This is a genomic window from Traorella massiliensis, from assembly GCF_900104665.1.
In the GTDB taxonomy this organism is placed as follows: domain Bacteria; phylum Bacillota_I; class Bacilli_A; order Erysipelotrichales; family Erysipelotrichaceae; genus Traorella; species Traorella massiliensis.
In genome coordinates, this window is record NZ_LT629968.1 from 455,530 (window position 1) to 475,552 (window position 20,023).

At 36.2% G+C, this 20,023-nt stretch carries 22 protein-coding genes and 3 tRNA genes; 10 read left to right on the forward strand and 15 right to left on the reverse strand.

Annotation, left to right across the window (positions count from 1 at the left end; translation table 11 throughout):
* Nucleotides 1-398 precede the first annotated feature (398 nt).
* From BQ5367_RS06745 to BQ5367_RS06795, 12 genes are all read right to left on the reverse strand, one after another.
* Nucleotides 399-800 (reverse strand): hypothetical protein, encoded by a 402-nt coding sequence (locus BQ5367_RS06745; protein ID WP_071441759.1) that lies wholly within the window; start codon nucleotides 798-800, stop codon nucleotides 399-401.
* Nucleotides 790-975, reverse strand: a complete 186-nt coding sequence (locus BQ5367_RS06750; protein WP_071441760.1) for a hypothetical protein — start codon at nucleotides 973-975, stop codon at nucleotides 790-792. Before BQ5367_RS06750 ends, BQ5367_RS06745 begins: the two co-directional genes overlap by 11 nt.
* A complete protein-coding gene (locus BQ5367_RS13920) occupies nucleotides 956-1,090 on the reverse strand; it encodes a hypothetical protein (RefSeq protein WP_268874439.1) in 135 nt (44 codons plus the stop codon). Before BQ5367_RS13920 ends, BQ5367_RS06750 begins: the two co-directional genes overlap by 20 nt.
* A gap of 228 nt (nucleotides 1,091-1,318) precedes the next feature.
* Complete coding sequence (locus BQ5367_RS06755; protein ID WP_143052361.1) at nucleotides 1,319-2,536, reverse strand: hypothetical protein; 1,218 nt, start codon at nucleotides 2,534-2,536, stop codon at nucleotides 1,319-1,321.
* An 88-nt stretch (nucleotides 2,537-2,624) separates the two neighbouring features.
* Complete coding sequence (locus tag BQ5367_RS06760; RefSeq protein ID WP_071441762.1) at nucleotides 2,625-2,903, reverse strand: helix-turn-helix domain-containing protein; 279 nt, start codon at nucleotides 2,901-2,903, stop codon at nucleotides 2,625-2,627.
* 53 nt (nucleotides 2,904-2,956) lie between these two features.
* Nucleotides 2,957-3,682 carry a ParB/RepB/Spo0J family partition protein gene (locus BQ5367_RS06765; protein ID WP_071441763.1) on the reverse strand — a complete coding sequence of 242 codons (726 nt, stop codon included), beginning with the start codon at nucleotides 3,680-3,682 and terminating at the stop codon, nucleotides 2,957-2,959.
* The gene (locus BQ5367_RS06770) at nucleotides 3,679-4,539 is read right to left on the reverse strand and encodes a ParA family protein (protein ID WP_071441764.1); all 861 of its coding nucleotides are present in this window, start codon (nucleotides 4,537-4,539) and stop codon (nucleotides 3,679-3,681) included. The genes BQ5367_RS06765 and BQ5367_RS06770 overlap by 4 nt, the downstream gene beginning before the upstream one ends.
* Nucleotides 4,540-4,574: 35 nt before the next feature.
* A complete protein-coding gene (locus tag BQ5367_RS06775) occupies nucleotides 4,575-4,838 on the reverse strand; it encodes a cold-shock protein (protein ID WP_071441765.1) in 264 nt (87 codons plus the stop codon).
* Nucleotides 4,839-4,885: 47 nt separating this feature from the next.
* Nucleotides 4,886-5,353 (reverse strand): hypothetical protein, encoded by a 468-nt coding sequence (locus tag BQ5367_RS06780; protein WP_071441766.1) that lies wholly within the window; start codon nucleotides 5,351-5,353, stop codon nucleotides 4,886-4,888.
* A gap of 470 nt (nucleotides 5,354-5,823) precedes the next feature.
* Nucleotides 5,824-5,897 (reverse strand) — tRNA-Gly (locus tag BQ5367_RS06785).
* Nucleotides 5,898-5,907: 10 nt separating this feature from the next.
* A tRNA-Thr gene (locus BQ5367_RS06790) sits at nucleotides 5,908-5,983 on the reverse strand.
* Between the two features lie 6 nt (nucleotides 5,984-5,989).
* A tRNA-Val gene (locus tag BQ5367_RS06795) sits at nucleotides 5,990-6,065 on the reverse strand.
* A 115-nt stretch (nucleotides 6,066-6,180) separates the two neighbouring features.
* Between BQ5367_RS06795 and BQ5367_RS06800 the strand changes: the two genes are divergently transcribed.
* The 4 genes from BQ5367_RS06800 to alr all read left to right on the forward strand — a co-directional run bounded on the left by BQ5367_RS06800 (nucleotide 6,181) and on the right by alr (nucleotide 10,762).
* Nucleotides 6,181-6,906 (forward strand): carbon-nitrogen hydrolase family protein, encoded by a 726-nt coding sequence (locus tag BQ5367_RS06800; RefSeq protein ID WP_071441767.1) that lies wholly within the window; start codon nucleotides 6,181-6,183, stop codon nucleotides 6,904-6,906.
* A gap of 275 nt (nucleotides 6,907-7,181) precedes the next feature.
* Nucleotides 7,182-8,540: a UDP-N-acetylmuramoyl-tripeptide--D-alanyl-D-alanine ligase gene (locus tag BQ5367_RS06805; protein WP_071441768.1), complete on the forward strand. Its 1,359-nt coding sequence runs from the start codon at nucleotides 7,182-7,184 to the stop codon at nucleotides 8,538-8,540.
* 5 nt (nucleotides 8,541-8,545) lie between these two features.
* The gene (locus BQ5367_RS06810; protein WP_071441769.1) at nucleotides 8,546-9,604 is read left to right on the forward strand and encodes a D-alanine--D-alanine ligase family protein; all 1,059 of its coding nucleotides are present in this window, start codon (nucleotides 8,546-8,548) and stop codon (nucleotides 9,602-9,604) included.
* 3 nt (nucleotides 9,605-9,607) lie between these two features.
* A complete protein-coding gene (gene alr, locus BQ5367_RS06815) occupies nucleotides 9,608-10,762 on the forward strand; it encodes an alanine racemase (RefSeq protein WP_071441770.1) in 1,155 nt (384 codons plus the stop codon).
* A 33-nt stretch (nucleotides 10,763-10,795) separates the two neighbouring features.
* Here alr and BQ5367_RS06820 read toward each other — a convergent pair whose 3' ends face one another.
* Together BQ5367_RS06820 and BQ5367_RS06825 are read right to left on the reverse strand one after the other, a co-directional pair.
* On the reverse strand, nucleotides 10,796-11,014 hold the full coding sequence (locus tag BQ5367_RS06820; protein ID WP_071441771.1) for a hypothetical protein: 219 nt from the start codon (nucleotides 11,012-11,014) through the stop codon (nucleotides 10,796-10,798).
* Between the two features lie 40 nt (nucleotides 11,015-11,054).
* A complete protein-coding gene (locus tag BQ5367_RS06825; protein WP_071441772.1) occupies nucleotides 11,055-12,968 on the reverse strand; it encodes a BglG family transcription antiterminator in 1,914 nt (637 codons plus the stop codon).
* 142 nt (nucleotides 12,969-13,110) lie between these two features.
* On the opposite strand from BQ5367_RS06825, the gene BQ5367_RS06830 reads away from it, so the two are divergent.
* The 6 genes from BQ5367_RS06830 (at nucleotide 13,111) to BQ5367_RS06855 (ending at nucleotide 18,512) form a co-directional block, all read left to right on the forward strand.
* Nucleotides 13,111-14,511 (forward strand): glycoside hydrolase family 1 protein, encoded by a 1,401-nt coding sequence (locus BQ5367_RS06830; RefSeq protein ID WP_071441773.1) that lies wholly within the window; start codon nucleotides 13,111-13,113, stop codon nucleotides 14,509-14,511.
* Nucleotides 14,508-14,807 (forward strand): PTS sugar transporter subunit IIB, encoded by a 300-nt coding sequence (locus tag BQ5367_RS06835; RefSeq protein ID WP_071441774.1) that lies wholly within the window; start codon nucleotides 14,508-14,510, stop codon nucleotides 14,805-14,807. The genes BQ5367_RS06830 and BQ5367_RS06835 overlap by 4 nt, the downstream gene beginning before the upstream one ends.
* An 11-nt stretch (nucleotides 14,808-14,818) precedes the next feature.
* Complete coding sequence (locus BQ5367_RS06840; protein ID WP_071441775.1) at nucleotides 14,819-16,102, forward strand: PTS sugar transporter subunit IIC; 1,284 nt, start codon at nucleotides 14,819-14,821, stop codon at nucleotides 16,100-16,102.
* A 64-nt stretch (nucleotides 16,103-16,166) separates the two neighbouring features.
* Complete coding sequence (locus BQ5367_RS06845; RefSeq protein WP_071441776.1) at nucleotides 16,167-16,514, forward strand: PTS lactose/cellobiose transporter subunit IIA; 348 nt, start codon at nucleotides 16,167-16,169, stop codon at nucleotides 16,512-16,514.
* Entirely contained in the window at nucleotides 16,495-17,109 is a 615-nt protein-coding gene (locus tag BQ5367_RS06850) for a YczE/YyaS/YitT family protein (protein ID WP_071441777.1), read from the forward strand. The genes BQ5367_RS06845 and BQ5367_RS06850 overlap by 20 nt, the downstream gene beginning before the upstream one ends.
* Nucleotides 17,100-18,512: a glycoside hydrolase family 1 protein gene (locus tag BQ5367_RS06855; RefSeq protein ID WP_071441778.1), complete on the forward strand. Its 1,413-nt coding sequence runs from the start codon at nucleotides 17,100-17,102 to the stop codon at nucleotides 18,510-18,512. The genes BQ5367_RS06850 and BQ5367_RS06855 overlap by 10 nt, the downstream gene beginning before the upstream one ends.
* 198 nt (nucleotides 18,513-18,710) lie before the next feature.
* On the opposite strand, the gene BQ5367_RS06860 is transcribed toward BQ5367_RS06855, so the two are convergent.
* On the reverse strand, nucleotides 18,711-20,009 hold the full coding sequence (locus BQ5367_RS06860) for an ISL3 family transposase (RefSeq protein ID WP_071441641.1): 1,299 nt from the start codon (nucleotides 20,007-20,009) through the stop codon (nucleotides 18,711-18,713).
* Nucleotides 20,010-20,023 lie beyond the last annotated feature (14 nt).

Sequence of the window (20,023 nt, forward strand, 5' to 3'; positions counted from 1 at the left end):
CATTGCAATGAAAACTGTCATCCCTATGATTTTTAGGGTAGAAACAGCAGGTTACCTAAATAACCTACGTTCCAATAATGAATACTGGACTTACATGACTGTCGGCAATGAATTTTATGGAAAGGAACCGACAGCCAATGCCAGCTGCAAATTAATTGAGGATGGAGATGCCAATACTTTTAAGCACTAACATCTCCTGACAGTGTGAGATTTACTTGACTGAGAATTAGGCGAAAATGGAATGATTGAAAATTGTCAAACAAGCAATACTCACAGATTTCTAGGAAAGGGATCTAGTCTTTACTAGCGTCCCTTATATAATTTGGGACTTACATGGCTGCCGGCAAATGAGATTCGGAAAGGAACCGACAGCCAATGCCCATTGTTTCTTATTAATGTTATTGAATTGTTTCTATCATTTTCTGGAAGTCTTCATAACCTTTTTTTCTATGATCATAATCCGTATAAATTTTTATTCCGTTGAATACCCCAAACAGATGTGGATAATCTAAACGATTTATATCCGACAAATTTAGCTGAATTTCCTTCCATCTGAATAGGGAGTCTGTTACTTGAATGTAGAAGCAGATAGCGGGTGTTAAGTCCTGATTCATATAGAGATCATCAAAATAAATCCCTTTATCAGAGAAATAACTAATAGCTTTATCAAATACTGATTGACTAATAGAAAGCATATAGGCTGCTGTCATATATTCTCGATCATTCAAGCATTTAGCGTTTTTCTCACAAATTTTGATATATCTTTCTTCATGCCCTTCATCTAGAAAGTTAAGTTTCATCTTTCAACTCCTCCATTTCATAAATATTTAGCTGCTGTGGTTCATCTAATTCAAATTTTCCATGATGTTCTTCCATGCATCGGCAACAGACGATCATCTTTCCTTTATAAGACTCGTATTCGTGGCTCCAGGAACCACAAATATCACATTTCTCTTTAAATCTGTGCTTTGTCATATCTGTTTTCCTTCATTAGATTGGTCCAGCTGGTATCATTTAGAATGACTTTAATCAGTGCAAAAATGGCGATAAAAGCTATCAGATACTTAAAATCAATTACAATATTAATCATTAAAATTTCCTCCTTTGTGGCATGGTAACCACGAACTCCGTAAGGATCATGTACCTTACACTTTCTTCGAATAGCAGCCAAGAAGGGAAGTCAAGCGGCAAGCACTTTAGTGCGAGACGCCGTAGGGCAACGCTTGATGACTGACTTGGTTGCGATATTTCATACTTCTTTTTCATGGCGATTAGCTTAAAAATAAAACCTGGGAAATGACCAGGCTAACTGAATATTTTATTGAGAAAGCTCAATTTGGTTTATTTCAGTGAAAAACATCTGCAGAAGAAGATATATATTGTGTTCAAACTGATCAACACGCTGATGGAATGGGTCTATTTTACGCACTTCATCGTTATTGTCATGAAATTCCTTTTTATTGAATCGTGTGCGGTATTTTTCAAATACACTTTCAACCTCTTTATATGCCTTTGTTTTTATGAATACTGTATTTTTCGCTGGATTATAGGGTTCCAGATGCTGACAGTATCCATATTCATAAGATAAGATCACATTTGTAGTTTTCTGAATTGTACTCTTGGCAAAGTTCATCATTGTCAGTCTTCTTTTCGCAAAGTTATTATATTCTTTCTTGCAGATGCGCTTTGGAAGCACTTTTCCTTTAAATGGTTTCTTTCTTGAAACCCGAATGCAGGCATTGATGACTTTTCTCTTCAGGATCATGATAAATTCATTAAATGTATCTCTTCCTGCCTTTGTTCCGTCTGCCCATCTGAAGATACGCTGGCATCTGGAAAAGCTGGCCATTACTGGGATCCTGTTGCCATCCTTGTCTTTTTTATAATCGCCTTTTTTGGCAATTACTTTTTTATAGTCATTGGGGCAGTTTCTGCTTGCCCAGCATCCTGTTCTTATATCGATGACGAGATCTTTTTTATATTTCTGCCATTCTTCTTTTTTCTCAAATTCTCTTTCTATAAGAAGGATCACTGCATATTTTGCTTTTCCTCGATGCTCATTATATACAAGGTAGGGAAGATCTGCTGTTGTATATGCGAATTCCTCTATCAGAGAGGCAATAAAACTTGATTCTGTTTTTTCTTCACGGATACAGTTCGGATACAGGACACGGATACTGATTGCATATACCATCTTTCGCTTTTCTGTGCTGAAATTATAGGTATTCTTTTCCATGAAGTCATTATATAGGGTGAAGAATTCATTTTTCATCATTTTTCTTCCATTCAGTTCGGGAAGATGTTCAATCATATAAATTCTTTCTTCATTTATGATGTCCATCCATTCATCCTTATGCAGCCGATTGAATTCGATAAAGACATTGCTTTCATTTCTGCTTTCATCCTCTATAAGATCCACTTTGTTTTGGTTGTAAGCTCCTAAAACGCTTTTTCTGAATTTATATATATCTTTATTTTCTTTATCTATAAAGCTCCCGATCAATGAATCGACATCATAAGTCATTACGTTCTTCACTCATATACCCTCGCTTCCTTTAAATACGCATCTTCGGCACCGCCTTGCTCATATATACGAATTTCAAATTAGATAAAACCGAAAAGAATCACAGATTCATATCCTGTTCTGCCATCCTTTCATAGATGATATCATTGTTGAATTCCATGATCTGAATGTTAAGATCATCGCAGAAACGGACCAGTGTCTTGAACTGGACACATTTTTTTCCTGCCAGGAAAAGTTTAATATATACAATAGGCTCTCCTAGCCGTTCTGCCCACTGTTCTGCAGTAATACCGCGCCGTTTTAATATTTGTGCAAATTTAATGCCTGCCTCCGGCTTTGTACAGCCCCTTCTTACTGCGGATTTATTATTGTTTTTCACTTATATCGCTCTCCTTATAATAATATGAATATAGAAGGGCAGCAGAAGCCCTTCTATTCTTCGATAAGATTAAGAAGTTCCAGTATTCTGTTCAGATCTTCTGTGTCTGTATAGGAAATTGTCAGCTTTTTTGGTTTTACAGTTACTTTGGTTTGTAGCTTAGTCATAATGTTTTCCTGTACAGCTGTCAGAAACGGATCTGGTTCTTCTTTCTTTTTTTCTTTGATTTTTTCTTTGTTTGCACTAGCTAGAATATTCATATAATCCTGGACACTGCGGGGACTGAATCCCGTCTGCTGAGATATCCAGTCACGCTTGAGAGTGCCTGAAGGAATCATGCCTGCTGCTTTGGCTTCTTCATAATCATTCAGACATTCCCTGGTGATTAGAAGTTTGTTTTTTATTGGAATGTTTTCACGGTGGACATTGGCAATGCGAACTTTGACCCTTCTTTCCAGAGGCGACAGCTCGTTATCGTTGATGATACACTCAAGTTCCTCAAACTGATCATATCCTAGTTCGATATTGATTAAAGCAGCTCTGTATCGTCTTTCGCCGGAAAGGATATCGTAGCGGCCGTCTTCCCGCGGTGTTACAATCAGTGGCTGCTCCTGTCCGTTCATTCTTAAAGAAGCTGCCAGCTCGTCCAGATCCATCATTGGATAGTTTCTGTTTTCCGGAGAAGGTACCAGTTCATCTACCGAAAGCATCATTTTCTTTCTTCTCTTGGAAGAACGGTTCAGCATATCCACAACTACATCTTTGTTTTCTGTACTCATAATATTTCCTCCAGTTCGCTGAGAAGCATTTCATAGTCTTCAGCAATATTGCTTTTTTTGATGTCCAATACTGTCAATCCTTTTTCATTGGCTTCGTTGATCGGACTTTCCTGAAACCGGATCGTTGTATTCAGCACTTTTTCTCCAAAAAAGGCACGTACAAGAGATTCAGTATTTTGATGAGATCTCATTCTGCTGTTTTTCATAGTTAGAAGAATTCGATAGTCAATATCAGCGATTTCATCATATTCTTCTCTAAGTGCGTTGATTTCCTGAAGAGTCAATGCAATTCCCTGGAGTGAATCATCACTAAAATCGACTGGAATCAGAACCAGCGGTTCAGTCATAAGTGCATTGACAGTCAATAACGATTTGGCCGGACTGCAGTCCATTACGACCAGGTCGTAGCAATCTCGTACATGGTTTAATGCTTTTCGTAGTCGGTTTTCCTGTCGCTTCATTGTTTCAAGACGAAGCTTTGTATCTGTCTGTGAAAGTTCCAGATTGCTTGGCAGTACATCAAGATGATTGAATCTTGTAGAACGTATAGCTTCAATAATCTTTTTTGGATCATCAAAGACGTCGCTCAGGCAGACGCCGGTCTGCTGTTTTGAATACTGCTTGATAAAAAGTAATTCTTTTTCTTTTGAATAGGCACTATTCAGTTCACTGATTGCTTCGGTTAGCCTTTTGATGTCGTTCGGAACCTGGGTGAATGATTTTGTGCTATTGCCTTGCGGATCGAGATCGATCTCAAGAACTCTTTTTCCACGCATGGCGAAACCTTTGCTGAGCGTTTTCGCTTGAGTTGTTTTTCCTGTTCCGCCTTTGATACTGTAAACCATAATCTTTTTCATGACCTTTTTACCTCCTTTGTGGCATCGATAACCACTTACTCGTCATATCTTCTGTATTTGTATTTTTCATATTTCACATGTACCGCTTTTGAACCTTTATCTGAAGATTCACGTCTGAAATAGACTTTTTGTCCTATAAACAGGTTTTTTGTTTCGGTTTCACAGATATCTGTGTAATGAACAAAAATGTCCTCCAGTTCACCAGCATCAGGTCGAATGAAACCATATCCTTTTTTTGAATTCCACATGACGACAACACCGCTCTCGTCTGTGCCGGTCTTTATTTTTTCATCCAGCATAACGCACCTCCTTCCAATAAAAAAACAACCATAACTGGTTGTCATTGCTACATTTGTTCAATTTTAAAATTTCGTTGTTTCAGGTCATCAAGGGAAAAACTGACGTTGACTGCATAGATTCTTTGATTTTGAATATCGAATTGATAGAATACTCGCATTCCTTTTAGAAAGTATCCTTTTAATTTATCATCAATTCTTTTGGCTGAAAACCGCAGTGTAACTCTTGGATCATTTTTTGGGATAATCCATCCTTTAAATGTGCATGGATCATAGTAGGCAACACTGCCCTCGTGACTGATCAGTGTTGCATCTTTGATAATAAGAGATCCTCTTTCTCTTTTTATACTATCAAATGCTACAGCGGCACCTTCTTCAATTTGGCTGATGGCCCCGCTTTTGAATGATTGGCGATTAAAGAAATAATTTATTTTTTCTTCTTTTGTACTTTTAGAATCGAGAACGATACCAAGATTTTTTTTCATATCCCAGTATGTAATTATTCCTGTTTGCAACATTGCGACAACCACCCCACTTTACTTTCTATTGATAGATACACAAAAGCTGCCTATAAATAACCCATATATAAATATAAGGATAGGCAGCTTTAATCTACTATCAAGTTTTTTTAAATTTGTGTTTATAGTGTTGTCATCACCTTAGACTATGGATAGCATATCGTGCATCATTGGAATTTCACCAGCCCGCTTGGTCGGGCGACTCAGTTAACGTCAAGTACCATTATATCCAATAGCCTGTCATCGCGTACACATATTGATCGCTATTATTTTTTTAAAATAATAAGTCACGGCGTACGGTATTCTCGCTATTTGCTCTTGGGAAGTTCCACAGCCCGTATTCAGTTATCAAAGAGCAAAATACTCTTTGCAAAAACAACTGACACAGACTATCGAACAGTTTCAAAAAGTTCGGAGAAGATATAAAAATAAAGCTAATTCACGGGACGAATTAGCTTTTCTTTCTGGAATGGAGCGGGTGATGGGAATCGAACCCACGTAGTCAGCTTGGAAGGCTGAAGTTCTACCATTGAACTACACCCGCAAAAAAAATATGGTGCCGACTAGAGGACTTGAACCCCCAACCTACTGATTACAAGTCAGTTGCTCTACCAGTTGAGCTAAGTCGGCAAACAATGGTGGAGGTTAACGGGCTCGAACCGCTGACCCTCTGCTTGTAAGGCAGATGCTCTCCCAACTGAGCTAAACCTCCATGTATATTTAACCTAGATTTCTAGGTGCTTTATTATATTAATTCAAAATGAAAGACTTGTCAATCATAAATTTAAATTTTATAATAATTTATGGTAAAAAAAGGAAGCGTTATTATGAGAATTTCACTTTTGTCTTATGAATTTGTTAATAATGATGTAAGAAAGAATATTGGTGTCATTATCAATGCTCTGGAAAAAGCAAGTCATGAAAATGTAGATATGATCATGTTTGGTGAGAGCTTTATTCAGGGATTTGATTCATTGGGATGGAACTATGATAAGGATCAAGATGATGCAATCTTTCTTTCATCTTATGAAATACGTTGTATTCGGAGCATTGCAAATCGTTATCAGGTAGGCTGCGCCTTTGGTTATTTTGAAAGATTTAAGGAACATATCTATTCTTCATATCTGGTTATTGGTAAAAATGGTAATATTTTATCTAATTATCGAAGACGTTCGATTGGCTGGAAAGTAAAGGAATTATGTGATGAACACTACAGTGAAGGAGATTCTTTCGATGTTTTTGAGTTTGAAGGGAAACGTTTTGTGAGCGCTTTATGTGGTGATTTATGGGATGATGGACTTCTGGATGAAATGAGTAAGATTGATGCTGATGTAATTTTATGGCCAATTTATGTTAATTTTTCTAAAGAACAATGGATAAAAGAAAAAGAAGAGTATCTAAATCGTGTCAAAGAGTTAAAACCTTATGTGCTTTTAGTAAATTCATATACTCGAAATCCTGAGTCTTTGGGAGGTAGTTTCGTATATAAAGATGGCAAGATTTTGATGGAAGGGAAAAGAGGACAAACGGATAAGATCACGATAGAGTTATAAATAGGCAGGATGAACCTAACTACTTTAAAATATTCAAAAAAAAAATACATTTTTTTGGGAATTTTGCTGTTTTAGTGGATATATAATAGTAGGAGGTAGAGATTATGATCATTATGCCTGTATTTTTGATCAGTGCTAATATTGCGGCACTGGTGGCTGCTGTTTATCGAATGATTTGCGGCAAGTGAAGAGAAGGGAATTTTACCTTCTCTTTTGTTTTACGTTATTGAAAAATGGTGTATAATAATAAAGATTAAAACAAGGGTGGTTTGTTTATGCATAAAAAATGTAGTGAAATAGCGAAGATGCTGGGTATTGAATGGGACAGCAATGTTGAAGATAGAATAGTCAGTGGTGTTTGTTTTGACTCACGTCAAGTAAAAGAGAATGATTTATTTGTTCCTTTGCTCGGTGAACGAGTAAATGGACATCGTTTTGGTCAACAGGTAGCTGATGCAGGTGCCAGTTGTATCTTGTGGAATGAAAATGAAGAAGATGTACCTCAAGGTATTTGTGTATTGAAAGTAAAAAATACGGCTGTAGCTTTTAGAGAGCTTGCTAGAAGTTATCGTGATCTATGCGGTTTTAAGATTGTTGGGATTACAGGAAGCAATGGGAAAACGAGTACCAAGGATCTTGTAGCAGGAGTGTTAAGTGCTAAGTATCGAGTTCAAAAGACGAGTGGAAACTATAATGCTGAAATAGGTATTAATTACACGATCTGTAACTTTGATGAAAATATTGATGTAGGTGTTGTGGAAATTGGCATGGAAAGAATGCACGAGATCGAACAGTTATGTGAGATCGTTCGTCCGGATATAGGAATCATCACAAATGTTGGTACAGCTCATCTTGAGAATTTAGGAAGTCAGGAAAATATTGCGAAAGCAAAGTGTGAGCTGATCGATAGTTTAAGCAAAGATAGTGTATTTATATACAATGGTGATGATCGCTATCTGATGAAAGAAATTAAAAATCATGTTTTACCGAAGACAACTTTATCTTATGGTGAAAAAACATATAACGATTGTATTTTGACCTCATTTATGCAAAATGAGAAGGGAATCAGTTTTTCTACGAATCTGCTTAATGGTATCAATACGCCTCTTTTGGGAAAACATCAGGCATTTAATGGTATGGCTGCCCTTTTGACAGCGAAGCAGTTAGGTCTTGATGATGAAGAGATTCGCAGAGGATTTACACTTGTTGAACCGACAAAATGGCGAACACAGTTAGAATCATTAGGTCCATGTAAGATTCTTAATGATGTTTATAAATCAAATCCACAAAGTGCATTAGCGGCTTTAGAGACATTCCAGGAGCTTGTGAGTGATGAAAAGATCATTGTATTTGGTGATATGTTTGATTTAGGAAAAGATAGTGCACAGATTCATTATGATCTAGGAAAAAAGGTTGCCCAGTATGACTGTGATTTATTACTTTGTATTGGCGAGATGGCAAAAGAAATTCAAAGAGGCGCCAGTGAAGCTGGTGTGAATGCGAAATGGGTAGCTTCTTCTGAAGAATTAGTAGAAATCTTAAAGCCTTATTTGAAAAAAAATTGTATGATTTTGATGAAGGGCAGTCGTGGTATGCATCTGGATCAGGTGCTGGATGAATTAAAAGGAGTATAGAGAAAATGGAAAAAATACGTTTAGGTGTAATATTCGGTGGTAAAAGCAGTGAGTATAGCGTTTCACTGCATTCAGTCAGCAGCATGCTGAGAAGCGTCGATCCTGAGAAATATGAAATCAGATGCATTGGTATTTCTCCTTGTGGAAGCTGGTATTATCTTACACAGCCGGATTATGATAAAATTGAACATGATCATTGGCTGGATGATACTTGTGTTGAGATGTGTCTGAGCATGGGTGAGAAAAAAGGAATCATTCTTTTAGATGGTGCGAATACATTTATTGGACTTGATGTCGTATTTCCAGTGTTACATGGAAAAAATGGCGAAGATGGGACGCTTCAGGGTTATTTAGAACTAGCTCAGATTCCTTATGTAGGCTGTCATGTTTTATCAAGCAGCTGTGTTATGGATAAAGAATTTACGCATATCTTATGTGAGAGTGCTCATATTCCTTGTACACCATATAAATGCATTTATAAAAATGAATATAAAAATGAAAAAGAAATCTATGAGGATGCAGTTCAATCTTTAGGTGATGTTTTATTCCTTAAGCCATGTAATGCAGGCAGCAGTTATGGTATCAGCAAGGTGCGTAATTTTGAAGAGTTTAAGGCGGGCATGACAGAAGCTTTCCGTCATGACAGCAAGGTATTGATTGAAAAAAATATCGTTGGTTTTGAAATTGGCTGTGCCGTATTGGGAAATGATGAACTGGTTGTGGGTGAGTGTGATGAAATTGAAACCCATAAAGATTTCTTTGATTTTGCCGCAAAATATGAACTGGATCAGACAGAGATCCATTGTCCTGCCAGAATCAGCAAAGAACAAAGTGATATTGCGAAAGAAATAGCAAAAAAAGCTTATCGTGTCATGAATTGTGAAGGTTTTGCTCGTGTGGATATGTTTGTCTGTGAGAATGGTGAAATTGTTTTAAATGAATTAAATACGATTCCAGGACTTACAGCTACAAGCCGTTATCCAAGCATGATCTCTCATGCCGGCTATAGTTTCAGTGAGCTGATCGATCGTTTGATTCAATTGGCTATGGAGAAAAGAGGATAAGTCATGCTTCAATCAAAAACAAGGGCATGGGTCAGCGTTGATCGGAATGCTATTTTACATAATGTAGAAGAAATAAAAAAGCTGTTAGATGAAGACAGCGAGATCATGGCTGTGGTGAAAGCAAATGCTTATGGACATGGGGATACTGTCATTGCGAAATTATTGGAAAATAATGGTATCCATACATTTGCTGTCAGCAGTGTAGATGAAGCACTTAATTTAAGAAGAGTTGGCGTGAGTGGGGATATTTTGATACTGGGATATACACCACCTGTCCATTTCCATTATTTAATAGAAGAAAATCTGCTTCAGAATTTTTTAAGCTTGGATTACGCTAAAAAAGTAAATGAATTTGCTTTAGCCTATGGTGTAAAGATACGTGGTCATATCAAGGTAGATACCGGGATGGGACGTTTAGGCATCCGTTATACGGATGATGAAGACGGTTATGAAGATATCAAGGCTGTTTATCAGCTTGAACATCTTGCTGTTGAAGGCATCTTTTCTCATTTCAGTGTTGCCGATGAATTAGATGAGGAGAATTTAAATTATACTTCACATCAGATCGAATTATTTGAAAAGGTGCTTGAGCGTTTAAAAGAAGACAAGATAGAACCGGGTAAAAGACATATTCAAAATAGCTACGGTATCTTAAATTACAAGCTACATTATGATTTTGTCCGCCCAGGACTGCTGATATTGGGAGTTACGAGTGATGATGCCATTCCAATTAAATCAAATCCTGATTTTATTCCTGCATTAAGCTGGCATGCCAACATAAGCTATGTGAAAACAGTACAGCCGGAATCAAGTATCTCTTATGGCAGACATTACATCGCAAAAAGCGAACGGAAGATTGCAACGGTGAGCATAGGATATGCGGACGGTGTACCTAGAGAAGTTTCTAATTCTGGTATGGAAGTGCTGGTACATGGTAAACGTTGTCCGATCATTGGTAATATCTGCATGGATCAAATGATGGTCGATGTCAGTGATATTGATGATGTATGTGAGGGAGATGTTGTTACACTGGTAGGAAAAGATGGTGATGAGCAGATCAAGATCGATGAATGGAGCCGTAAGGTGCCTACGATCAACAACGATATGCTTTGTAGGATCAGTGCCCGTGTACCAAGATTTTATTCAAGATTGAAATAATAAAAAAGAGTCCAATCATAGGACTCTTTTCTATTATTGGATACTGACAAATAAAGCTGCAAATTCTTCATGTGATTTGATGATTTTCTTGGCAGCTGCTTTTGCTTGTGAAAAATCGTCTGTATTGCAGTCAAACTCTGCGTTGATTCCTCTTTTTACACCAGTATAGGTAAATGTTACCCCATCTTGTGTCTGTTTGTCTAACGCCTGAATAACGTCATCGATTTTGGTAGTGCCTACTTTAATTTTCATTTTATCCTTCCTTTCTCGGCAAAAGCCGTTTCAGCTATTTTTATAATAATAAATACCTCTTTAGATCATCTATCTTTTTAATTTTATCAATATTTTCAAAAACTGTATTACTATGGTATAAAGCTTCTGTGATTCCTTCATATAATTTTCTAAAATCTTTTGCAGCTTCATGATTAATCAAAATTAGAAAAACGAGATGAATTTTTTCATTGTTCCAATTAATGCTTTCATGATTGACCATGATATATAATTTAGTCATATTAGCATTTTGAATATTAGAATGCGGAATCGCAAACTTTCCATAGAAAGAAGTACTGGAACTTGCTTCTCTTTCAAGCACTTGTTCATAAAAATTCTCATTTACATCACCATGTTCATAAGCATGATCAACTAAAAATCGAATGGCTTCGTATTTATCCATTTTTTTATTTACTGAAAAGAAACAGTCATCAGAAATATATCTGTCAAATAAACCCGAAAACTCTTCCCGTGATTTCTTTTTCAAATAGTCATTGATTCCTTCAGTTACTTTTTGTAGATCTGTATCGCTAAAGAAAGGTGAGATATAACAGATTTTTGAATATTTATCTGTGAATTGTACTGTAGAGATCACAAAATAATCTTTAAAGTTGCGATAAGGAATATCGCTGAGATGATGGTAAAAGCCCATGATCTGTACTTTACCTTTGAGATTTGTTGTTAGTTTCTGTGCGATATTAGTTCCAATATTACGATAATTTTCTGCAATGATAATGACAGGAGCTATCGTTGAATCAGATACTGCTTGTTCAATAGTATAGCCAATATGAATAGCAATCAAGTTGATCTCGCTGGCTGGAATCTGAATGTTGAAAACATCTGATATTCTTGAAGCAATACTTACGGCTATTTCATAGATATAAGGACTTGAATGTTTGACAGAAACATTGGTCGGTGTAAAATTCTGAGAATTGGAACAACGTCGGATAAGCTCATTGACATGAATACAGAAAACATTTAAAAAGCTTTCATAGTCAATTGAAGTAAGATAGTAATATTGAAATACTTCTTTAAGAATTTTTCTTATTTTATTGACAAAGCTCTCTGATAGAAAATGAGCTACAGGGGTTTCATATTGATTTCCTTTTGGCTGAATAAATCCATATAAGCACATATCCAATTCTTGGATAACATGTGTTGGATTAATGAATTGAATCATATAATTTGATGCCATCATATCAATGATCGTATGAGCGATTCTAATTTCAGGATATTTTTCTAAGTCTTTACTTCTTTTTGATGGTGCATCAGCCATTTCTTTAATAAAAGGATTGCGGCTTAAGATCACTAAAATATTGATAAGAAAATTTAATTCATAATATTTTGGTACATAATAGTTCTCTTTTTCAACGATTTCAATGACTTTTTGAGAAACTTCTTCCACTTCAATATTAGGGAAATATGAAGAGAAATTGTTCATATCATCAAAAAAGGATTCAGTTTCCTGGTGTATCATCTTAGCAAGTAAAACTCTTTTATTGGTTTCTTCACCTTCAATCATATATGAATTGCTTTGACGGATGATTTGAAGCGAATAATCTTTTAATGTGTGATTGATATCATGAATATATTTCTGTAAAGAACTTTCTGAGATGTAATATTTTTCGATAAGTTTATCTTGCTTGACTTTTGTTCGGGAAGTAAGCAGATATTTTAAAATCTCATTATTATTCTCTTTTATATTCTGATAGCCCATTAAAATATCTTCTACTTCATTTAACTTCCCTTGACTTATAAAATATCCACGGTTATCAGAATCAATTAATTTATCGTTTGCGTTGATGCTTTTGATATCATTGATCAGTGTTCTTCGGGTGATAGATAATGAATTAATCAAAATATTAGAAGTAACATGACTATTTGCCTGAAGAATAGTCGATAGTATTTTATATTGTCGATGTGTCAATTCTAGCATTAAAAATCACCCCTTATTTATATTAGACTATTTTCTTAAAAAAAAGAATATAAAAATTTCACAGTACTGTGAAATAGATGATGTGGAGAAATCTTTTCTTTTTTGTAAAATGAACTTGCAAGTTAAAGAAAGGAGGTTCTTTATGAGTGAAAGAAAATTTTTATGGGGTTCAGCAACCGCCAGTTATCAATGTGAAGGTGCTTGGAATGTAGATGAAAAAGCTGAATCAATGTGGGATAAATATCTTCATGAAAATAATCTGGAAAATGGTGATGTAGCTTCTGATCATTATCATCATTATAAAGAAGATATTCGTCTGATGGCTGAAGGTGGGCAAAATGCTTATCGTTTTTCAATATCATGGCCAAGAGTGATCAAAAATAAAGAAGGTGACATAAATCCAAAGGGTATTGCCTTTTATAGTGATTTGATCGATGAATGTTTGAAAAATGGTATAGAACCTTATGTTACTTGTTATCATTGGGACTTGCCTCAATATTGGCAGGATGAAGGTGGATGGTTAAATAAAGATGTGGCTTATGCCTTTAAACATTACTGTGAGGTACTCTTTAAGGCTTTTAATGGAAGAGTGAGGTATTGGTCAACCTTTAATGAACCAAAATGGTTTATCTTTAGTGGTTATATGTCAGGTAATTATCCTCCATGTCATGTAAATCAGGTACAAGAGGTCATAGAGTGTTGTTATCATGTGATGCTGGCTAACGCTCTAGCAATTCAATCTTTCAAAGAAATGAAGATTGAAGGAGAGATTGGTATGGTTGCTTCTTATCAGACAATTTATGCTGATAAAGATGATGAAGCATACCAGCAAGCCATAAGAAATGCTGATAATTATTGTAATAATTGGCAAGTGGAAACTGCTTGTGTGGGTGCTTTTCCAAGTGATATGGTAGAAAAATTAAAGAAGCAGGGATATGATCTTTCTTTTGCGAAAGCAGAGGATTTAAAAGTTATTCATGATCATACTGTGGATTTTATTGGTCTGAATTATTATTCACCACAATATGTCATGCCTTATCAAGGTGGTGAAACGGTTGTAAAGGTGAATAATCAAGGGAAAAACTATAAAGGTAATTTACATACAGTTGTGAAAGACTGGTTTGAAATCAATGATGAGCTAATGAAGCAATTGCCTCATAACCCATGGGGCATGGTCATTTATCCACAAGGCCTCTATGATGCAATCAAAAGATGTTCAAAATATCATGTACCGATGTATATTACAGAAAATGGACTAGGTATGTATGAGGATATTCATCAAAATGGTATTCATGATACAGAGCGTATTGATTATATCCGTGAACATGTGCGTTGCCTGTTGAAGGCAAAAGAAGATGGTTATGATATTAATGGCTATTTTGTCTGGTCACCGTTTGATTTGTACTCATGGAAAAATGGTTGTGAAAAACGCTATGGTTTAGTAGCTGTTGATTTTGAAAATGACTGTAAGAGAATACCCAAAGATTCTTACTATTGGTATCGTGATGAAATTAAAAATAACTGGGAGGATTTAAAAAAATGATCAATGTAGTACTAGTGTGCAATGCGGGAATGTCGACCTCTTTATTAAAAGCACGTATGAATGAATTAGGTGAGGGGAAATATTCAGTAGAAGCTTATAGTGAACAGGAGTATGTGAAACATACCGAAAATGCAGATGTTATTTTAGTAGGTCCGCAAGTTCGCTATCTGATTGATAATATTAAGGCTAAAACAGGAAATAAGATTCCTGTAGAAAGCATAGATCCATTGGCATATGGAAGAATGAATGCCGCTAAAATTCTTGAGCAAGTGGATACTATCGTAGGTAAAAAGTAAAGGAGAAGAGTATGGAAAAATTTATTTCTTGGCTAGAAAGAACGATGCTGCCAGTTGCAAATAAAATTGCAAAGCAGCGCCATTTAATGGCTATTAGGGACACATTTATGACGATCTTACCGCCTATTTTCTTTGGAGGTATCATTGCTGTTATCAATTCAGCACCGGCGGTTGAAGGAACAACGAATGGTTTTATGATTGCATGGGCAAATTTTGCTAGTGACAATGCAATTATCCTGAGCTGGCTGAATACCGTGACATTAGGATTCTTATCCTTCTATGTATGTATTGGTATTACTTATTATTTATGTAAGCATTATGAAATTACACCATTCATGCCAATTGTTATCGCAATTGCTGGATTTATGATGCTGACAGCTGAGCCGGTTGAATTATCTTTTGGAAATGTTTTAGGGCAGTTAACTTATTTTGATGGAAAAGGTATGCTGGTAGCCATCTTTGTATCAATCGCAACGGTGGAGGCTTATCGCTTCTTGACAGAACATCATGTTGGTGAAATCAAAATGCCAGATAGCGTACCTCCTGCTTTGATCACTTCTTTTGGTTCGTTAGCAACTTGTATCATCATCTTAGCTGTTGATTCACTGCTCTTTATTATCTGTTACAAAACACAGGGTGTTGGATTTGCACATACGATCATCAATGTATTATCACCAGCAATTGAAGCTACGGATAATATAGGTACAGCTATCTTGGTAGCAATCTTATTAAATCTAGGCTGGTTCTTTGGTATTCATGATGCTATTTGGAATGGCTTCTTATCACCAATTGAATATGGAACACTTTCTATGAATGCTGCTGCTAAGGCTGCAGGAACAGCATTACCTTCAGTATTTACTGTGTCATTCTGGTGTTACTTTGGTATTATTGGTGGACTTGGTAACTGTTTAGCTTTAGGTATTCTTTGCCTTTTATCAAAGAGAAAGGATATTAAGACAGTAGGTAAACTTGGTATTGTACCTGCATTCTTCGGTATCTCAGAACCAATTACTTTTGGTTTACCAATCATGTTAAATCCAATCTTATTTGTTCCATGCATTCTAACAAGTGTTGTTAACGTAACAGTGAGCTATCTTTTGATGCAAAGTAATATTATCGGACGTACTTATGCAATGCTTTCTTATAATATGCCATCGATCTTTGGATCTTATTTCTCTACAGGAGATTTCAAGGCTGTTATTTTAATCATTGTGCTTATTCTTGTTGATATGTTGATTTACTATCCATTCTTTAAGGCTCATGAAAAAGCCACTGAAGATATGGCGGAAGAGTAATTTACAACTAAAGAACCTTATCATAAGCACATGCTTATGGTAAGGTTTTATATAGGAGGTATTTATGGAAGATGAAAAACAGGTCGAATCGTTTACTTTGATCTTGCATTCTGGAAATGCGAAATCAAGCGCAATGGAAGCGATTCGTGCTGCCAACCAAAAAGATTATGAATTGGCTGAAAAAAAACTGCAAGAAGCTTCAGAGGAACTTACGATTGCTCATCAGATGCAGACCGATCTATTGACGAAAATGTCTCGAGGAGAAGAAGTGAAAGTGGATATTCTGATGGTACATGCACAGGATCATCTGAGTTCAGCAATTTTAGTCAATGATTTAGCGAAACAGCTGATTGCCATGGAAAAAGAAATACAGGAATTAAAGGCTGTGATTCATGGACAAAAAGAAAATTAAAAAATATATCGTCTTTATATTAGGATCATTTATTATGGGAGTTGGCATTGGTCTTTGTAACTTTGCAAATCTAGGTGTTGACCCAATGTCGGTTCTTGTTTTAGGAACTTATCAGCGATTGCATGTTAGTTTTGGAATGATGAATTTGTTAATTTCGTTGCTGCAGCTTCTTATTGCCTATCTTTTAGATAAGAAAAATGTAACGATTGCAACCTTATTGGCAATGATCTTTGTATCAGTAGGTATTGATACTTTTGGACTTTTACATCTTTCTGAAGCTCTCTCTGTTTTTCCATTTGATTATCTTTGGCTGCTAGGAGGTATTGCCGTTTATTGTTTTGGAATTGCTTTAAGTCAGCTTCCTCATTGTGGTTATACTTCTTATGATGGAGTAATCTTTGGTTTACAGAAATATACAAACTTCTCCTATCATACGATTCGATGGGGAATTGATCTGACATTCTTAGTATCTGGTATCCTTTTGAAAGGAACAGCAGGTATCGGAACGCTGATGATTCTTTTACTGGCTGGACGCTTGATTGAAATATTTTATGAGTTATTAGAAAAATATGTAGGAGGAACTCTATGGCATTAAGAAAAGATTTTATGTGGGGATCAGCAACTGCTTCCTATCAATGTGAAGGAGCATGGAATGTTGATGATAAGGTTGAGTCGATGTGGGATCGCTATCTTCATGAAGGTAATTATGAAAATGGCGATGTAGCTTCTGATCACTATCATCATTATGAAGAAGATATTCGTATGATGGCTGAAGGAGGTCAGAATACTTATCGTTTATCGCTTTCATGGCCACGAATCATTAAGAATAGAGAAGGAGAAGTCAATCCTAAAGGAATTGCATTTTATAGGAAGCTTCTACAGTGTTGTAAAGATTATCATATTATCCCATTTGTAACTTTATATCATTGGGATTTACCTCAATATTGGGAAGAGCTTGGTGGCTGGTTGAATGAAGAAACTTGTTATGCCTATGCACATTATGCAAAGGTTTGCTTTGAAAACTTTGGTGATTTAGTTGATTATTGGGTAACTTTTAATGAGCCTAAGTGGTGTACTGCTTCTGGCTATCTAGTGGGTAATTATCCACCGGGTCATCATAATGTTCAAGAGATGATCACAGCGGCCTATCATATTATGTTTGCTAGTGCTTTAGGAGTAAGGGAATTTAAAAAAGGTCATTATCATGGACAGATCGGTATCGTTCATTCTTTTTCTCCAGTCAATGGTATTGATGATACCTTGAAGACAAAAATTGCGATGCGTTTTGCAGACAATTACTCAAATAACTGGGTATTGGATACGGCAGCTAAGGGTGAAATCCCATTTGATCTTTTATGTGTATTATCACAAAAATATGACCTCTCTTTTATCAAGGATGAACATTTACCAATCATTAAAGAAAATACAGTACAATTTTTAGGCTTGAATTATTATTCTCATACACTTGTTAAGCCTTATACAGAGGGAGAAACTACTTTTACGGTAAATAACTCTGGAAAAAATAGTAAGGTAAAGAATACGGTAAATATTAAAGGCTGGTTTGAACAGATCACGGATAATCCAGATGCCATTTATACAGAATGGGGAACTGAAATTTATCCGCAAGGATTAGAAAAAGGATTACTTGAAGCTTATAACAAATATCACTTACCGATCTTCATTACTGAAAACGGTGTAGGCGTTAGAGAAGATGTCAGTGTTGATCGTGTTCATGATGATTATCGTATCTCGTTTATGAATGATCATATCAATGCAATCATGAATGCCGCAGATAAAGGAGTTGATATTCGTGGTTATTATGCATGGAGCAGCTTTGATCTCTATTCATGGAAAAACGGATGTGAAAAACGTTATGGATTGGTCGCAATTGACTTTGAACATGATTTAGTTCGAAAACCAAAAGATAGTTATTATTGGTATAAAGAAATCATTGAAAGTAATGGCGAAAAAATTAAGCGTCAACAATGGTTTAAATAAAAAGGGATTCTAAATAATTCTGTGGTCTAGGCTATAAACAGCGTGTGGGTCAGGCTATCACAACCATGTGGAAAGTTATAACAGAGTGTGTGGTATGACTATGACAAATCTGTGGTTTATATGAGGAAAAAGGTGATCGGTTCGATCGCCTTTTCTGTTCAAAATCACTTGTATTATCGTTATATACTGTAGCTGTTTTTAAATTTTAAAAGTGTCTTTTTTATTCAGGCAGTAAAGTATTCTGTTACGGGTTCTTTTGAAATTTCTAAACCCGTTTGCATTCATCATCAGTCTTTCCAGCTGATTGTTTCTTGATTCAATATAGCTGTTGTTGATTCTTCTGCCGCTGACAGCAGAAAATGAATGGACGATCTCTTCATTCCAGTTAATCAAAAGATTGTAGAAGCCAGCATATTCACTGATTCCGGAATCTGCAAACTGCCGGATCTGATCTGCAAGCTTTTCCTTTGCATTCTGCACGCAGCAGGACTCGTTGAAGAGAATATAGCCTTCTTTCAGTTCATAGGCTTTCTTCAGATCAGGGAAACGCTCAAACAGGATGGTCTGCATGTCTCTGTAGTTCATGCGGCGCTTGAATCTTTTATTGTACTTAGGATCGTTGTCGAGATTGAAGCCATGACTGAAGATATACTTGAACTTTGTAAGAAGATACCGGAGATTTTCATCTTCGGTGTTTCTTCTGCACCTCAGACGGACAGCTCTGAAGGCCTCAGTGAGATGTTTGAGAACGTGAAAGGAATCGGCGCAGATGAGAGCTTTAGGAAAATAAATCTGAGCAATGATTTTATAAGGCTCGTAGAGATCAATCGAGACATATCTGACATTGTCGAGTTCGCTTTTTCCGGTCTTTTCATCGTAAGTATCCAGCCGCACTTTAGTAAAATAGCCGGCAAGATAATCTTTTTTTCTGTCAGGAAGCACATCGATGATGGTGCCGTCCTCAAAATCCATCAGAAGACAGCAGTAGAGAGAATCATAGCTGGATTCAGGAAAATGGTGTTCATCGATAGACAGGACTTCCGGCAAAGGCTTTCTGGGGATATTGACATGGGCATCAAAGATGCGCTGGACTTTGGTGGCAGAAAGATGATAGCGGGCAGCCGTAGAAGTGTAGGTATTATTGACGAACTTGAGATCCTTGAGAACATTGACCTTGGTTTCAAAGGTCACATTTTCAGAAGAATTGATGAAAGGATTCTCTTCAAAGAAAGTCATCTCACACGAATCACATCTGAATCTTCTGCGTTCATAAAAGATGGTGCATTTTCTGTTGACAAGAGTGGAATGGATCAGTTTTCTTAAGGAATAGCCATGGATATGGACTTTTCCGCCGCATACAGGGCAGCAGATATCTTTCTTGGCTTTCAGTCTGATTCTAAGATTTACAGAACCGTCAGAAAGATCAAAGGAATCAATCTTATCAATATTATCCGGTTTAATGTTCAGCATATCTGTGATAAACTTATGTAAGGACATGAATATGTCTACCT

Coding starts and splice junctions, on each gene's coding strand:
- BQ5367_RS06825 (WP_071441772.1), bottom strand. CDS start 12,968: ATGCTAGAATTGACACATCGACAATATAAAATACTATCGACTATTCTT.
- BQ5367_RS06855 (WP_071441778.1), top strand. CDS start 17,100: ATGGCATTAAGAAAAGATTTTATGTGGGGATCAGCAACTGCTTCCTAT.
- BQ5367_RS06860 (WP_071441641.1), bottom strand. CDS start 20,009: ATGTCCTTACATAAGTTTATCACAGATATGCTGAACATTAAACCGGAT.
- BQ5367_RS13920 (WP_268874439.1), bottom strand. CDS start 1,090: ATGATTAATATTGTAATTGATTTTAAGTATCTGATAGCTTTTATCGCC.
- BQ5367_RS06810 (WP_071441769.1), top strand. CDS start 8,546: ATGGAAAAAATACGTTTAGGTGTAATATTCGGTGGTAAAAGCAGTGAG.
- BQ5367_RS06750 (WP_071441760.1), bottom strand. CDS start 975: ATGACAAAGCACAGATTTAAAGAGAAATGTGATATTTGTGGTTCCTGG.
- BQ5367_RS06770 (WP_071441764.1), bottom strand. CDS start 4,539: ATGAAAAAGATTATGGTTTACAGTATCAAAGGCGGAACAGGAAAAACA.
- BQ5367_RS06850 (WP_071441777.1), top strand. CDS start 16,495: ATGGACAAAAAGAAAATTAAAAAATATATCGTCTTTATATTAGGATCA.
- BQ5367_RS06775 (WP_071441765.1), bottom strand. CDS start 4,838: ATGCTGGATGAAAAAATAAAGACCGGCACAGACGAGAGCGGTGTTGTC.
- BQ5367_RS06830 (WP_071441773.1), top strand. CDS start 13,111: ATGAGTGAAAGAAAATTTTTATGGGGTTCAGCAACCGCCAGTTATCAA.
- BQ5367_RS06840 (WP_071441775.1), top strand. CDS start 14,819: ATGGAAAAATTTATTTCTTGGCTAGAAAGAACGATGCTGCCAGTTGCA.
- BQ5367_RS06835 (WP_071441774.1), top strand. CDS start 14,508: ATGATCAATGTAGTACTAGTGTGCAATGCGGGAATGTCGACCTCTTTA.
- BQ5367_RS06845 (WP_071441776.1), top strand. CDS start 16,167: ATGGAAGATGAAAAACAGGTCGAATCGTTTACTTTGATCTTGCATTCT.
- BQ5367_RS06745 (WP_071441759.1), bottom strand. CDS start 800: ATGAAACTTAACTTTCTAGATGAAGGGCATGAAGAAAGATATATCAAA.
- BQ5367_RS06800 (WP_071441767.1), top strand. CDS start 6,181: ATGAGAATTTCACTTTTGTCTTATGAATTTGTTAATAATGATGTAAGA.
- BQ5367_RS06820 (WP_071441771.1), bottom strand. CDS start 11,014: ATGAAAATTAAAGTAGGCACTACCAAAATCGATGACGTTATTCAGGCG.
- BQ5367_RS06805 (WP_071441768.1), top strand. CDS start 7,182: ATGCATAAAAAATGTAGTGAAATAGCGAAGATGCTGGGTATTGAATGG.
- BQ5367_RS06780 (WP_071441766.1), bottom strand. CDS start 5,353: ATGTTGCAAACAGGAATAATTACATACTGGGATATGAAAAAAAATCTT.
- BQ5367_RS06765 (WP_071441763.1), bottom strand. CDS start 3,682: ATGAGTACAGAAAACAAAGATGTAGTTGTGGATATGCTGAACCGTTCT.
- alr (WP_071441770.1), top strand. CDS start 9,608: ATGCTTCAATCAAAAACAAGGGCATGGGTCAGCGTTGATCGGAATGCT.